This is a genomic window from Acidobacteriota bacterium (genome assembly GCA_018001935.1).
Classification (GTDB): domain Bacteria; phylum Acidobacteriota; class JAAYUB01; order JAAYUB01; family JAAYUB01; genus JAGNHB01.
In genome coordinates this window covers 39,924-54,420 of sequence record JAGNHB010000039.1, presented here as the reverse complement: position 1 = coordinate 54,420, position 14,497 = coordinate 39,924, and the positions used below count along the sequence as shown (strand labels likewise).

The 14,497-nt window shown below is 63.9% G+C and carries 8 protein-coding genes, 1 tRNA gene and 1 pseudogene; 4 read left to right on the top strand and 6 right to left on the bottom strand.

Annotated features, from left to right (window positions below; translation table 11 throughout):
- The first annotated feature begins 372 nt into the window (after nt 1–372).
- On the top strand, nt 373–1,932 hold the full coding sequence (locus tag KA419_14285) for an ATP-binding protein (GenBank protein ID MBP7867105.1): 1,560 nt from the start codon (nt 373–375) through the stop codon (nt 1,930–1,932).
- A 103-nt stretch (nt 1,933–2,035) separates the two neighbouring features.
- Here the strand turns inward: KA419_14285 and KA419_14280 are convergent, their stop codons facing one another.
- The 5 genes from KA419_14280 to KA419_14260 all read right to left on the bottom strand — a co-directional run bounded on the left by KA419_14280 (nt 2,036) and on the right by KA419_14260 (nt 7,437).
- Nucleotides 2,036–4,540 (bottom strand): DUF927 domain-containing protein, encoded by a 2,505-nt coding sequence (locus tag KA419_14280; protein MBP7867104.1) that lies wholly within the window; start codon nt 4,538–4,540, stop codon nt 2,036–2,038.
- A gap of 207 nt (nt 4,541–4,747) precedes the next feature.
- Complete coding sequence (locus tag KA419_14275) at nt 4,748–4,984, bottom strand: AlpA family phage regulatory protein (protein MBP7867103.1); 237 nt, start codon at nt 4,982–4,984, stop codon at nt 4,748–4,750.
- 78 nt (nt 4,985–5,062) lie between these two features.
- Complete coding sequence (locus KA419_14270; GenBank protein MBP7867102.1) at nt 5,063–5,980, bottom strand: hypothetical protein; 918 nt, start codon at nt 5,978–5,980, stop codon at nt 5,063–5,065.
- On the bottom strand, nt 5,977–7,182 hold the full coding sequence (locus KA419_14265) for a tyrosine-type recombinase/integrase (protein MBP7867101.1): 1,206 nt from the start codon (nt 7,180–7,182) through the stop codon (nt 5,977–5,979). Before KA419_14265 ends, KA419_14270 begins: the two co-directional genes overlap by 4 nt.
- A 180-nt stretch (nt 7,183–7,362) precedes the next feature.
- Nucleotides 7,363–7,437, bottom strand: a tRNA-Thr gene (locus tag KA419_14260).
- Between the two features lie 577 nt (nt 7,438–8,014).
- On the opposite strand from KA419_14260, the gene KA419_14255 reads away from it, so the two are divergent.
- Entirely contained in the window at nt 8,015–8,236 is a 222-nt protein-coding gene (locus KA419_14255) for a hypothetical protein (GenBank protein MBP7867100.1), read from the top strand.
- Nucleotides 8,237–8,400: 164 nt separating this feature from the next.
- Here the strand turns inward: KA419_14255 and KA419_14250 are convergent, their stop codons facing one another.
- Nucleotides 8,401–8,679: a hypothetical protein gene (locus tag KA419_14250; protein ID MBP7867099.1), complete on the bottom strand. Its 279-nt coding sequence runs from the start codon at nt 8,677–8,679 to the stop codon at nt 8,401–8,403.
- On the opposite strand from KA419_14250, the pseudogene KA419_14245 reads away from it, so the two are divergent.
- Both KA419_14245 and KA419_14240 read left to right on the top strand, forming a co-directional pair.
- Nucleotides 8,662–9,012 (top strand): annotated as a pseudogene (locus tag KA419_14245) (cupin domain-containing protein). The gene KA419_14250 and the pseudogene KA419_14245 overlap by 18 nt on opposite strands.
- A gap of 37 nt (nt 9,013–9,049) precedes the next feature.
- Nucleotides 9,050–14,302, top strand: coding sequence for a tetratricopeptide repeat protein (locus KA419_14240; GenBank protein ID MBP7867098.1), 5,253 nt, complete (start codon nt 9,050–9,052; stop codon nt 14,300–14,302).
- Nucleotides 14,303–14,497 lie beyond the last annotated feature (195 nt).

Below are 14,497 nucleotides of genomic sequence, written 5' to 3'. Positions count from 1 at the left end.
GCCACTTTCGCCTTGAACTCCGGACTGTGCCGCCGTCTCACTCCTCCCATCTTGCTCGCTCCTTTCTTGACTTCCTGCCCTCGAATTTTAACTTAACCCTCTGTCCAGATTCTGGGGAGCATTATATATTGCCAATCTATACATGCCCGAAGAACTGCTTCGCTTCCGAGATAAGTATGAGTCAAGAATCTATCCATATAATCCGACAAGAAAACCAGGGTCAGGAGATGTTGAACGGTTTCGTGAGTTTATTTTGCGTCTCCTGAGAAAGCAAGATAATACGTTTATTGAATTTCATGAAGCTGTTTCTCCATGTTTAAAAGAAAGCATAAGGCAAGCATTGAAGTCATCCAATGATTATGAGGTTAGGGAATGGTTAATTTGGTATCTAAAATAGGCTTACATCCCTTCATAGGGAAGCAACTTTTTGATGTAATCACTTCTGGGATGTATGATAATCCCTTGATGATATATAGGGAATATATTCAGAACTCTGTGGATTCTATCGACCAAGCCATAAGCGATGGAGTCATTCTAAAAGATGATGCACAGATTTCCATTACGCTAAACGGAAAAGATCGCAACATAATAATAGAAGACAACGGATATGGGATTTCCAATGAAATTGCTCATGAAGTTCTTATCAATGTCGGTTGTAGTCCAAAAGAAGGGACAGATCAACGAGGATTCCGTGGCATTGGGCGGCTAGGTGGATTAGCATATTGCGATGAATTGGTTTTCGAGACACGTTCTCCGGGGGATGAACATATATCAGTTATACGATGGAACCGCAAGGAATTCGAATCAAGAACTAATTCAGCTCAGAGCCATATAACCATGGCTGAAATTATTACTTCTTTTGTTTCAGTGGAACATCAGGGAATTTCCCTGAATTCACCACCAAATTTTTTCAGAGTCACACTGCGCAATGTTCATTCATTCCATTCCGATTTGTTAATGAACTTCAAAGTAGTTTACGATTATCTAGCCCAATGTGCTCCTGTTCCTTACAACAAGCAGGTTTTTCATCACGCTGAAGCAATAGAAAACTCTCTATCAGGGATTAAGGACTTCAAATCCTACCGTATCATATTGAACAATCATCAGATTTTTCGGCCATACAAAGATGAAATCAAGATTTCTGAGCATTGTTCAGATCAAATCCATTCTATAGAATTTATTCAGTTCAAAGGAGTAGATTCCGAGATAATTGCTCTTGGTTGGTATGCAAGAACTAGCTTTTTGGCAAGTCTACCCACCGTATTAAACATTAAAGGAATTAGGGTACGTCAAGGCAATATTGAGGTCGGAGGAGAACATTTCTTAGATGATAAATTCTCTGAGGCGAGATTTTCCGGATGGCAGATAGGAGAGATTCATATTGTTGATCGATCATTGATACCTAATGCAAGAAGGGATAGTTTTGAGCATACGCCTCTGTTCGAACGGTTTCTAGAGCAATTGAACTTTTTGGGGCGTCATCTAAGCAGCACTTGCAGAAAGTCTTCTAATGCACGAATAGCTAATCTTAGAATCCAGAATTGCTTGTCACACATCAACGAAATCCATGATAATTCGTTTACTTACATTGACACAGAACACTACGAACAGGCATTCAAGAGAGCTCTTGGCACATTGCAACAGGTTGAGAAGGCATATGCTAGGTATTGTTCTGACGAGATGAAACAACGCCTAATCACACATAAACAAACAGTAGAAAAATATTCAAATAGTCCTTTGCTTCTAGATCATGTGTTAGACATGAGAAAATTGAGAAGATTGGATCAAAAGGCTCTACTAAAGAGAGTTGCAAAAGCGATAGTTGCAGACTATAGGTCTTACTGTAAACCGGAAGAAATTTTAAAAAGAGTTTTTTCTGACTTTATCAAGCCCAAATACAAAAACCACTCGCACACAAGCGAAAATAGTTAACACCTTTCCCTGCTGTCCCATTAACTTTTCGCCCAGAAGGCCCTTACCCTACTAATGATTAGAGATGGATTCGGTAGTACATTGCATCGATTTGAAATCTGATTTACCATGGTTTGATATCGCGCTGGGAGCCGTTCGGTTCCATCCGCCACCCCCAGGGGGCGAAATCGGTAGGCATCTCGCCCCTCGACCCGGCCAGGTGCGCCCGCCCGGACCCCAGGGCGGCCGACAGCAGGTCGAAGAACTTGTCCACGGGGTCAGCCATCCGTTGGTAGTCGGCCTGGGCCACCACGCCCGTGGTGAAGACCTCCCAGGCGTCGTCCCAGCGACGGGTGTACTCGGTGTCCGGGATTGCCTGGGACTCCCGGGCAAAATCCAGGAAAATCTGGAAGCCCGCGGCCAGTTCCGCAAACGCGGACGGGGCCCGTAGGTGGTCCCCCAGTTGGAGAAATTGGTTGCGGAATTCCCGGGCCAACCGGGCCCGCTGTTCGAAAACCCGGTCGTGATTTCGGGCGACCCAGTGAATGAAGGCCGCCAGGCATTTTTCGTAGGAACCGTCCGCCGCGTCCTCCGCGCACTGCGCCCAGACCCTGGAGACCCGCTGGCGCTCCGCCGACCCCTGCCGCGGCGGCGGCTCCATCTCGAGGAGGACGAGCCGCGCCCGGATGCTCTGCCCTTTCGGGACGTCCTCCCCCGTGGACAGGACCAGGCCCCGGGGCGGCCGGGCCTGCCGGATGGAGAGGTCGGAGTTCAGGCGCCCGCGCCCGGCGTGGTTCCCGATGGCGCGAAAAAGCCGGGCGGCCTCCCGGTGGAGGTGGGCGCCGTCAGTGCCCGTCTCCGGGGCGAAGTCGTCCACCACGAACACGCAGTCCTTCAGCATAAAGGCATAGCGCTCGTTGCAGTTCCCCGTTGACGCCCAGCTGCCCGGCAGCCGCCGGGGGTCCATCCGGCGCCCGAAAAAGCTCTGGATTCGGGCCGCGAGTTCGGACTTCCCGCTGCCGGTCCGGCCCGTCAGGTGAATGCCGAAATCCACCTCGCCCAGGACGGACCGGAAGACGCCCGCCACCAGCGGGACGAGGTTGGCCGGGGGCCCGGATTCCAGCAGGTGGAGGACTTTTCGCGTGCACGCCGGGGTCTCTTCCGCCGAAGGGATTTCCTGGAACGCGAAACCGGCCAGCGGCTCCGGGAGTTCCACCGTGACGCCGGGCACGGGGCCGTCCGGCCCGATGGCGCCGAGGGCGTGGAGGAAGATCTTCTGCTTCTGGTAGTGGGCCCAACCGGTGTGGACGAAGACGAAGTTCTCCCGGGTTTCCCCGAGCGAGAGGGACTGGATCGCCGCGCGGGCCCGGTCCTTGACCGAGATGCCGGCGGAGACGATCGCCCCCGGCCCCAACCGGTACGCCCAGTTCAGGCTCGAGAACTGCGTCGCGGGGACGGTGACGACGGTCTGGCGGCCCTGGCAATGGCAGGTGATCTCGTACTGCTCGCTCCACTCGACGCCGTCGTCGAGGAAGGTTCGCCCGGTGATCAGGGCGGTGAAGTTGGTCAGCTTGTAGCGCTCCACGTTGCCGTCCCGGCCCTCGCGGAGCAGCCAGACCCCCGTACTGGTCGCGGCGTAACAACCGTGCCGGTGTGTCTCGGCCCCGTACTCGTCGATGTTGTCCACGCGTGTCGGGGGGAGGTCGTCATCGGGGGAATCCCCCCCGCCTTCCAGCAGGTCCGCGATGACTTTGCCCAGGGCTTCGGTGCCGATCCGGAGGCCCAGGTCGTTCCAGTCGCTCTCGCCGGGTTGCAGGCCCGGGGGGAAGAGCGCCCGGCCGTTGACGCCTTGCGCCGCCTCCTCGGCCTGGCGCCGGCCGGGGTTCCCCGCCGTCTCGTGGTCGTCGTCGCCGAACACAACGAGGGGGCACCCCGGGTAATTCCGGTGGGTGATTCGGGCCGCTTCCGGGAGGTTCCCCGCGTCGAAGGCCATCGCCACCGGCATCCCGGTGGCCAAGTGGACGGAAGCGGCCGTGGCGTACCCCTCGGCCAGGCCGATGGGCGAGAGGCCGTCCGGTTCCCCGATCAGGTGGACGCAGCCGGCTTTGCACCCGCCCGCGAGGTAGCGCTTCGCCCCGGCGGGGTCGATGAAGGCCAGGGTCTGCAGTTCCCCCTCGGCGTTCCGGGCCGGGATCACCAGGGTCTCTCCCCGCCGGCGGAGCCCGTAAGGGCGGACGCCTTTCCGAACGAGGTAGGGGTGGTCCCCCCGCTCTGGGCCAGCATTTTCCCAGATCTCCCGTGCCCGCTCCCGGGCCGCCCCCTGTTCCGCCTGTCTCGCCTCCTGCCGGGCCCAGCGAGCCTGCACCATCCGGCGGCGGAACTCGTCGCGCTCCTCGGGGCGCAGGGAAGACAGCTCCCGGTGAGACCACTTGTGACTCTCTCCCGACTTCCAGGAGCCGAACGCCCCCGAGGGGATCCCTTCGGGGTGGTAGATCAGCCAGCCCGATTTCCGGCCACGCTTTTCCCCCGGGGTGTCGAAGCGGTGCAGCCGGCCGTCCGGGACGACGTCCGGCCTGCCCAGCCCCTGCGCTTCCAACCGGTCCTTGAAGGCCTCGACGGGGTCGGCCATGCCTCACCTCCGGCGGGCCCAGCGGGCAGCCCTGGGGCGATACCGTCTCAAGCGCTTCGGTTCCCGGCACGACTCACGGGCCGGCGGCAGGTTCGACCTCGACCGCCGGTCGGCCCCAGTGCGAACATCGGGCCGCTCGAGATCGCCGGATGCGTCTTCCCCCCGCCCGGCCGGGTGACGGTCGTTTTTCCTGGGCATGACGGCCCCTCACCTCGACAGAAGGGGGGCGGCACAGCTCAGGGCGGTCAGCAGGTCCCGGATGTCCTCGACGCGCCACAGGGTCAGGCGGCCGAACTTCACGGGGCGCGGGAAGCGGCCGTCCTTGACGCCCTCGTACCACGTGGTCTTCGAGACCGGGATGATGGGGGGGATGCCCCGCCGCGGGGCGCCGATGATCTGGTGCAACCGGAGGAAACCGGCCTCGGGGATGAAGTGATAGCCCATTTTTCGTCTCTGTCCGCGAAAATTCGGGAGGGTCCCGGTGCGGACAAGGCGATTGTCCCAAGAAGAAAACCGCGTCGTCTAGTGGAGCTGGCCGCCAGCGGTAGTAGCGCTAGCGGCTAGGTCCACCACTTTTTCCTTCAGGTAGCGGTTGTAGTAGGGGAGGATCCATCTGGTGTAGATCGTTCTGAAGGCATTCTCCTCGTCCCCGTACAGGCAGGGGGCGTGCAGCTCCCGGGCTTTCTCGATCGCGCTTTTCTGCAGCGAACGCGCCGCCTGGCGGACGCTCGCCCACCGGCGCTTTTTCCAGACCGCCCGGAACTCCCGCAGGACCCACAGCCGAACTTCCCGGGTCGGCCGGTTCCGGACCTGCCCCCCCCGACGGCCCAGGTCCGCCATCTCGCGACGGTTCATCGCGACGGCCTCATCCGGCTGGCTCACCGATTGCTGTTGGAGCTGCTCGGCGTGGCTCGCCGCCTCGTAGAACTCCTCGGAAAAACACCGCATGTTTTCCCGGGCGTTCGCGTATTGCCGCCGCTCGTCGGCGTTCGCACCCGAAGCCTTGTCAGGCTTGAGCGGGTTCGCCCTGTCCTTGAGCCGGGTGACGCGTTCCATGGCGATGACCACCGCGGCCGCCTTGTACAGGGCCCAGGCCGCGAAGTACTCGAAGGGCCTGGCGTTCGGGATTCCGGCTTGCGGGGCACTCAGGTCAGCGGTCCGGTCCTTCAGGATTTCGAGTTCTTCCGCCGCCGGAAAGCCGGGCGAGGCATTGCCGCCGCTCGACGGGTCCCCGGCACCCGGCGCCGCCCCTTCTGTCGATTCCATCCAATCGAGTTTCAGGGCCTGGATGAACCGGACCGCCTCGACCAACTCCGGAAGGGTCCGGCCCTTCACCAGCGAGCGAACGGCCTGCACCGTCGACCGGAAAACCTCGTTCGCCGCCTCGGGGACCTCGCCCTGGAGGGGGTCCCACTTGGAGAACGCATAGAGGTGGTTCATTTCTGACCTCTCAGTTTGTCGAGGTAGTCCGCCCACTTCTGCATCATCCGCCGGCGCTCCGGCAGGTGCTCGGCATGGTTGTAGGCAGCCCGGACCTTGTTCCGTTCACCGTGGGCCAGCTGCCGCTCGATGGCATCGCGGTTGAAACCCATCTCGTTCAAGAGAGTGTCCGCCATGGCTCGGAACCCGTGGGCCGTCTGTTCGTCTCCCCGGTACCCTAAGCGGATGAGGGCGGAACGAACGGTGTTCTCGGACATCGGGCGTCCGTCCTTCCGGACGGATGGGAAGACGTATCGTCCTTTCCCTGTCACCGGATGAATATCCATCAACACTTCCACGGCTTGGCGAGCCAGGGGAACGATATGCGGGGGCAGCGTTTTCATTTTCATCCTCTTCCCGGGGAACCGGATTTCGGGCACATCGAAATGGATCATGGCCCACTCGAGGCTTCGGAGTTCGCCGGGTCGAAGGATCAGGTAGGGTGTGAGGCGCAACGCGGCCCTCGTCAAAATGTCACCGGTATAACCATCCATTGCCCGGAGAAGGATGCCGATCGCCTTGGGATCCGTGAGCGTCGCGCGGTGTTCCTCTTGGTGGGGGGTCAAAACATCCGACAATCCCAACGCGGGGTTGACCCCGACCAGGCCCTTCGCGACAGCGAAACGGAACACTTTCCCGAACAATTGCAAAACCCGGTGTGCCGTGTAAGCGCTCTTTGCCTCCACCCGGTGACAGACGGAGAGGATTTCGGGTGACGTCAATTTGCCCATGGGGCAGCCACCTACATACGGGAACACCCATTTTTCCAATCGCCGCAAGATACCGGTTGCGTAATCCGGCGTCCAAGCCTTGGCGGCCATGGCCTGCCACTCCCGGGCGACCACTTCGAATGTGGCCAAATCCGCTTCCTGAGCCGCTTCCTTGGCCTTTTTTACCTGGACCGGATCCCGTCCCTCCCGCTTCAGCTTCAGGGTATCATCCCGCTTGTCCCTAGCCTCCTTAAGACTGATCAAGGGATACTCACCGAAGGACAGCGTCACCCAGCGGTCTGAAACTTTGATATCCATTCGCCACAACCGGGACCCATTTGGTTTGACGAAGAGATATAGTCCGCGACCGTCAGCCAGTTTATAGGGCTTCTCCCTGGGCTTGACCTGCCGGACCTGGACATCGGTCAGGGCATCGCGTTTCCGTTTAGGCATCGTCAGATCCTCCCGATTAGGGTACCACTCTTCCGAGAGACCACTGGTCCCCTGAATAATACCCTATTTAATGGCGGATTTCAAGGGACTCTCCCGGCCGTGGACGGACTGCCGAAAAATCAAAAGCCCTTGATTTCTCAAGGGCTTTGTTCTTCGGCGAACGTTGTCGGACTTGTCAAATGGAGCCAGAGAAGGGAGTTGAACCCTTGACCTGACGATTACGAATCGCCTGCTCTACCACTGAGCTACTCTGGCCCAAGGCGAGGGCGGAAAATACACCAGGCGGCCAGAAAATGCAAGGGGAAATTGCGGAGAGAGGAGACCGGAGACAAGGAGACGGCGCTTGGCCCGCAGACCGTGATCGGAGAGGCCGCCTCCCCGTGCCTCCGTGCCGTGGTGAGAGACCTTCCGGAAGGTCTTCCCCGGCGGCGCGGCGATACGGTGAAGGCGATCTTTCAGGGCCCTTGGACGCATCCGAGGGCTGTCCGTTTTCCTTTGAGGGCTTTGCGCCCTTGCGAGACCCGGATCCGGATCGGCTCTCGTCAAGGCGCCAAGCTCGCGAAGAAATTCCCCTTTCCCGGTTCCGGCTTTGCGAGACTTGGCGTCTTTGCGCCTTTGCGAGCGGTTGAGACCGCCTGGTTTTTTTGATCCAGGAGCGTCCGGATGATCCGTGTCCATCCGTGTCCATCCGTGGTTTCTTTACGGTTTATCCGGGTCGGGCCGCAGTTCCGGAGGTCATCCTGTCGGTATCGGTATCTCAGTCGCAATCGAAAGGGGTTTAGGCTGTAGGGGTTTAGGCTGTAGGGGTTTAGGCTGTAGGTCCGGAGTTTGTTTGATTGGTATCGGTATCGCCATCGCGGTCGACATCGCCATCGTGGTCGACATCGCCTTCGCGGTCGCCATCGACACCGAAGTCAACGTCGCAAATCGCATCGATGAAACCGGAGCACTGCTGTCATCCTGCGGAGTGCGGCGCGCAGGCCGCCGGAGCGCCACCTTGAACTTGGCCGATGGCGAAAGGCGCGCAGGCTGCCGGAGCGCCGTCTACCCGTGATTGCCTTCCGCATCCGACGCCCGGACCGCTCCAGGGAACCTTGTCCCCCCGGTCATCGCGCCGCTCCGAAGACTGCGCGGCGCGGTCAAAGCGGCGCTCCGGCGGCCTGCGCGCCGCACTCCGCAGAGAAAGGCGGATGCCCGTCCGGCTGAAGTGTCAACCCTTCACCCCAAACCCTTCAGCCTGACAACCTTCAGCCTGGCAACCTTCAGCCTGGCAACCTTCAGCCTGGCAACCTTCAGCCTAACAGCCTTCAGCCTAACAGCCTTCAGCCTGACAGCCTTCAGCCTAACAGCCTTCAGCCTAACAGCCTTCAGCCTGACAGCCTTCAGCCTGACAGCCTTCAGCCTAACAGCCTTCAGCCTAACAACCTTCCTCCTGACTTCCGTCTCCTTTTCTGCTACAATCCCCGCCGAGGCGGGACCATGATCTGGAAATTTCAACGAAGCGAAACCGTCCGCCGGGAGAACTTCCACGGCGGGAGCGGCGGATGCTGGGGGCGCGACCCCCTGCCGCACGACGCGGCCCCCGGGGGGAGTCCTTTCAAGATGATCGGGCGGCTGAGCCTGGACCCCGGGGCGTCCATCGGGGGCCACATCCACACGTCGGACGAGGAAGTCTGCGTCATCCTCTCCGGCCAGGGCCGTTAGCGTGACGACGGGGTCGAGGTGGACGCGCTGCCCGGCGACACCTTCGTGACCAGGCGGGGGCACTCCCACGGCATCGCCAACACCGGTGACGAGCCCCTGGAGTTCCTGGTGGTTATCGTGCGATGAGGGCTTCGATCATGGATTAGAGAAGGAGGAGGGGCCAGTGGAGCTTTCGGAAATCCTGGCGCTGTACGAGCAGAACCGCTTCCTGGAGGCCTACCGCCGGTGCGCCCACCTCTGGACGCCGGAGACGGACACCGACACCTTCCCCATCGAGGACCTGGTCCTCTTCAGCCGCCTGGCGTTCCGCATCGGCAGCCCCCGGCTCTCGCGCTGGCTGCAGCGGGAAGCCGCCCGCCGGGCGCCGCGGCACCCCCAGGTCCGCTGCTACGCCCTGCACGTCGGGCGCCGCCGTGCCGACCTTCTCGACACCCTGCTGGATTTCGAGGCGGAACCCGAACTCGACACCGACGACCCCGAACTGAAGGCCTCCTGGCTCGGCTCCATCGCCATGCACTGGACCGTTTTACGGGACTTCGGGAACGCCTTCGCCTGCCTGGACCGGGCGAAGGCCCTCAGGCCGGAGGACGCCTGGGTGCTGTCCTCGGAAGCGAACGTCCTGCTGGCCGCCGACCGCTGGGAAGAGGCCTGCGACGCCGCCCGCCGCTCCTGGATGGCATCTCCGGGCAAACCCTGGACGGCGCGGGTGCTGGGGCAGGCCATGATCAAGTGCGGGCGGCTCCCGGAAGCGGCTCGCCGGATCGCCGACGCCGCCGAGGCGGGGGAGTCCGTGGAGATGGCGTCCTACGCCGCCTGGCTCCTGTGCGCCCACGCCGAGGCCCTGGACGGCGCGGACCGGGGCCGTTTGCTGGGGCGGGCGTCGGCGCTGGTGGACCGACTGGCGGACCTGGCGCCCCGGCCGGATCGGGAGACCCGGGACATGGTGGCCCGCGCCCGGCTCGACATTGCGGACCTTGCGGAGGACCGGGCGGCCCTCGAACGGTGGGCCGAGGAAACGGGGTCGCCCTTCTACCGGGCGGCACTGAAGAACCTGCGCCGGAACCCCGCCGGCCGTCGTCACCTCCTGCCGTTCTGGCGGGTCTCCCAGAAGCACGACGCCTGCATGCCCACGAGCATGGCGGCCGTGCTGCACGCCCTGGGGATGGACCTGAGCGCGGACGCCATCGCCGGGGAGATCAGCTTCGGGGGGACCACCGCCTGGGATGCGGCGGACTGGCTGGAGGGGCGCGGCCTGGCGGTCCGTCACTTCCGGGCGACGCCGGGGATCGCCCGGGAACTGGTCCTGGCCGGGGTGCCGTTCGTCCTCACGCTGCAGGCCGAGAGTTCCGGCCACGCGGTGGCGGCGGTGGGGGTGGACGAGGCGGCGGGGACCCTGCTGTACCACGACCCCTCCTTCCCCCGGCTGGGGGAGTTGCTGCTGGACGGCCTGGGCGCCGACGAGTCCCCCCTCGGGCCGCGGGGCCTGGCTGCCGTGCCCCGGGACCGCGCCGCCGTCCTGGACCGGATCATCCCCCCCGACGAGGCGAAGGCCGTCGCCGCCTTCCACGAGCACGGCCGGGCATTGCGCGACGCGGGGCCGCCCGCCGCCCGCCGGGTGGTGAGCGAGCTCGCCCGGGAGCTGCCCGGCCACGTGGTCACCCGCTACCTGGAGACTTTCCAGAAAGTGCTGGAGGGCCACGTTCGCGAAGCGTTCACGTCCTTCCAGGGCCTGCTGAACGAGCACCCCGGCTGCCTGCTCTTCCGCCGGTCCCTGGTCCAGGCCTGCCGCTCCCTGGGCAACACGGCCCTCCTGCGGGAAACCCTGGCGGAGCTGGTGGAGAAGGGGCGGTTGCCGGGGGTGCAGGCCGCCCAGGACTGGTGGTACCCCCCGGAGACCTACGTCTGCCAGTACGCGGACCTGCTCGCCGCCTCCGAGCCCGGCCGCCAGCGCGCGCTCCGGCTCCTGCGCACCGTCCTGGCCCGCGGCGGCGGGAACGAGGAAATCTGGTACACCCTGGGGCGGCTGACCTGGACGGGCGGGCCGACCCCCGCCGGCCGGCTGGCTTACCGGGCGGCGGCATGCCTGGCGGACGAGGACGACGCCAACGCCCGCACCTGGTGCAACGTCTTACGCCTGGACGGCCGGGAGGAGGACGGGCTGGGCTGGCTGGAGGACCGGGCCCGGCGGCTGGCGACGTCCCCGAGACCCCTGGGGCCCTGGTTCACCTGGGTGGACGCCCTCGAGGATTTCGGGCACCCCGAGCGAACCGCCGCCGCCCTGGGAGAAGCTTTGCAGACCCACGGGGACGACCCGGAGTGGGTCCAGGCGGCGGTCCCGTTCTGGTGCCGCCTGGGGCGCTGGGAGGAGGCGGAAGCCGGGCTGCGCCGCCTGGCGGACCGCCCGGAAACCGCCGGTTTCCACGAGGCCCGGCTGGTGTTCCACCGCCTGCGGGGAGAGTGGGAAAACGTGCGGCATCACGCCGGGGAGTGGGTTCGTCTGTCGCCCTTCTCCACGACCGCCCGCCGGCACCTCCTGGACGCCGCCGCCGTGCGGGAGGGGAACGCCGCCGCCGTGGACCTGGCCCGCCGGTGGGTGGCGGAGCACCCGGGCCACGACGAGATGGAGGAACTGCTGCACGACCGCCTGGCCGGCGCCGAGACGGAGGAGGAACGGCTCCGGCTGGTCCGGGAGCGGGTCGCCCGCAACGCCGAGGACGGCTGGGCCTGGCGGGAACTGGCCCTGATCCGGATCGGGGAGTTCGAGCTCAGGCCGGTGGCGGAGCGGCCCCAACTGGCCCCGGAAATCGAGCGGGTCCTGTCGGAATGCGACCGGACCGCCCCGAGGAACCCCTCGACCCTGCGCATGCACGCCTCGTGGGCGGAAGCGCGGGGCATCTGGCGGACGGCGACGGATCACTGGCTCCGGGCGGCGGAGGCGGAACCGGAGGATTTCTACGCCTACCGGCGGGCCTGGGAGTGCGCCGCGGGGCTGCCGGAGGCCGACCGGCAGAAGCTCTTCGACCGGATCGAAATTCTGCTGATGCGCTGCATCGGCCGCCTCCACATCGCCCGGGACCTCGCCTTCATGATCGCGAAGCGCTTCGGTCTCGCCGCCGCGGAAGCCGCGGTGACCCGGTGGCGGCAGGCCCGGCCCGACGACCCGGAGGTCCTGGAGGCCGTTGCCGACCTCTGGCTGGATTACGGGCAGGGCCGCAGCGACGCGGAGCGGGCCCGCGAGCTCCTGGCCGCGGCCGTGGAGCGCTTCCCCTACCACGTCGATCTCCGCCTCTCCCTCGCCCAGGCCTGCCGGGCGCTGGGACAGGACGAGCAGGCCGAGGGCGTCCTCCTGGAGATCAACCGGCGTCACCCCGGGAACACGGGGGTGCAGCTTCAGCTTTCGCGCCTGCGGGAACGCCGGGAGGACCAGGAAGGCGCGGAGAGGTGGCTGAACGCGGCCCGGGACGTGGCCCCCTTCTCCTCCGAGATCTGGAAGGCCCGGATCGGGTACCTCATGCGACAGGACCGGGGCCCGGACGCTCGGGCGCTGGCCCTCGAGGGGCTGGCGGCCGACCCCCGAAACGTCTTCCGGCGCGAGTGCGCCCTGGACGTGCTGTCGGACCTCGGGGAGGCCAGGGAAGCCGTGGCCTTGGCCCGGGACGGCGTCCAGCTCGACCCGTCGGGCGCCTGGCTGTGGCTCCTGCTGGCGCGGAACCTGGCCTCGACGGGTCAGCCGGCCCGGCAGAAGGAGGCGGAAGCGTGTTTCCGGCGGTCCCTGGAGTTGAACGCGGGGCTGTTCGACGCGGCGGACGAACTGGCGATGCTCCTGGCCCAGGAGCGGCGGCTGGAGGAGGCCGTGGCCGTCCTGGAACAGGTCCGCCGTTACCTCCCCGATCCCTCGCCGGTGGACGGGCGCCTGGCTTGGCTGCAGCGCCTGGCCGGGAAGCGCGAGCCGGCCCGCAAGGCCATGAGCGCCGCTGTCGCCGCCGCCCCCTGGTACGGCTGGGGGTGGGAAAAGCTGATCACATGGCTCCAGGAGGACAAGGCCTGGGACGACGCCCGCAAGGCCCTCTGCCCTTCCCCGCCGGCCATGAGCGCGCAGCCGTGGTTCCGGAAGGACCGCCTGCTGCTGCTGGCCCGGGCCGGCCTCCCCCCCGCCGAACTCGAGGCGGAGTGGGACCGCTGCCTTGCGGATTACCCGGAGGACACGAACCTCCGCCTGGAATGTTTCGATTCTTTCCAGGAGCTGAAACTCCACGACAAGGCCGCAGCGGTGCTCGATACGGTCCTGGAGCGCACGCCGGGGGACCCCTTTGCCCTGGCGAGGTACACCCGGGTCCTGTCGGACCGGAAACAGACCGACGAACTGCTGGATGTCGCCCTCCGGATCAGTTTCGACACGGAGGTCGAATCCGAGTGGCCCGCGAGGCACGCCTGGTCCACGGCGGAAGAAGCGGGGCTTCTGCCGGAGATCAGGAAAAGAGTGAAATATCGGATGGAATTGGGGGAGGAGCCCTCCGTGCACGCCTTCTCCCTGATGGCCCTCCTGGCAGGGAAACGGGAGAAGCACCGTGGCGGCCAGTGCCGGAGCGCACTGCAGTGCGCCTTCTTCCGGGGCGCCGGAGCCGTTGAATTGGAGGAACTGCTCGAATTGGCGGACCGTTCGTCCTGGAAAGGACCCGACTTTCGGGCGAAGGTCCTCGAGGAACTGGTCGATCTCGGCTATCACCGGCGAGTCATCCGCTACGGGCAACGGCACCCCGACCGGATCAACGAGACCGAGCCGTGGGCGCAGGTCGGCCGGGCACTGGTCGAGCTTCGGCCGCCCCTGGCGGCGAAGTTCCTGGCCCCCTGGAAACAGCGAACCGACGTGAAGATGTGGATGGTGAGCTGTTTCGTGATGTCGCTCACCTACTACGGGGCAACACGGTACCGGGAGGTCATGTCCGCCTGCCGGGACGCTCTCCGCTACCTGCCCCACGACCACACCGCCCGCTTCCTGGCCCATGTTCTGGCCGAGACAAGCATCCTCCTCGGGGACCTTGCAGTCTTTCGCGATGCGTGGTCCCGCTACGGGGGGTATTTTGACGGGGAAGTGCTCAAGGGCGAGTTCTTCCCGAAAAAATGGCAGCACCTTCTCAAGGACCTCCCCGTCCTGGCCCAGGCGCTGGAGCGGGGGGACAAGCGGACCTTCGACACTCTCTCGAAACGTCTGCGAAAGAATAATGTGCTTTTCGGCCGCAAGTCGTTTTTTCAGAATACGGATAGCAGGAAACGGTCAACGTGGGCCATCGGGGGTGTTGCGTTGGGGTCTTTTATCGCCGGAGTTGCCTTCGATCTCCCCGCTTTGACCAGTTTGGCCTTCACTCTTGCCGTGGCCAATTTTCTAAAGGTTAGATTCATTGACACTAGAAGCTGACAAAGCGCGGAGCGCCGCCTTCCCGGCGCCGTCGGCCTTTTCCGGGGCGCCGGGCCGTTCCCCCTCGCGTGTTCAAGCCTCGCGGCGCGTGGCGGAAACAACAACCCCGCCACGGGCCGGGCCGGTTCGCTTGGGCTCGGACCCGTCGCCCGCGCCGCTCCGGCAGCCTGCGCGGCACGGGGAAAGCGGCGCTCC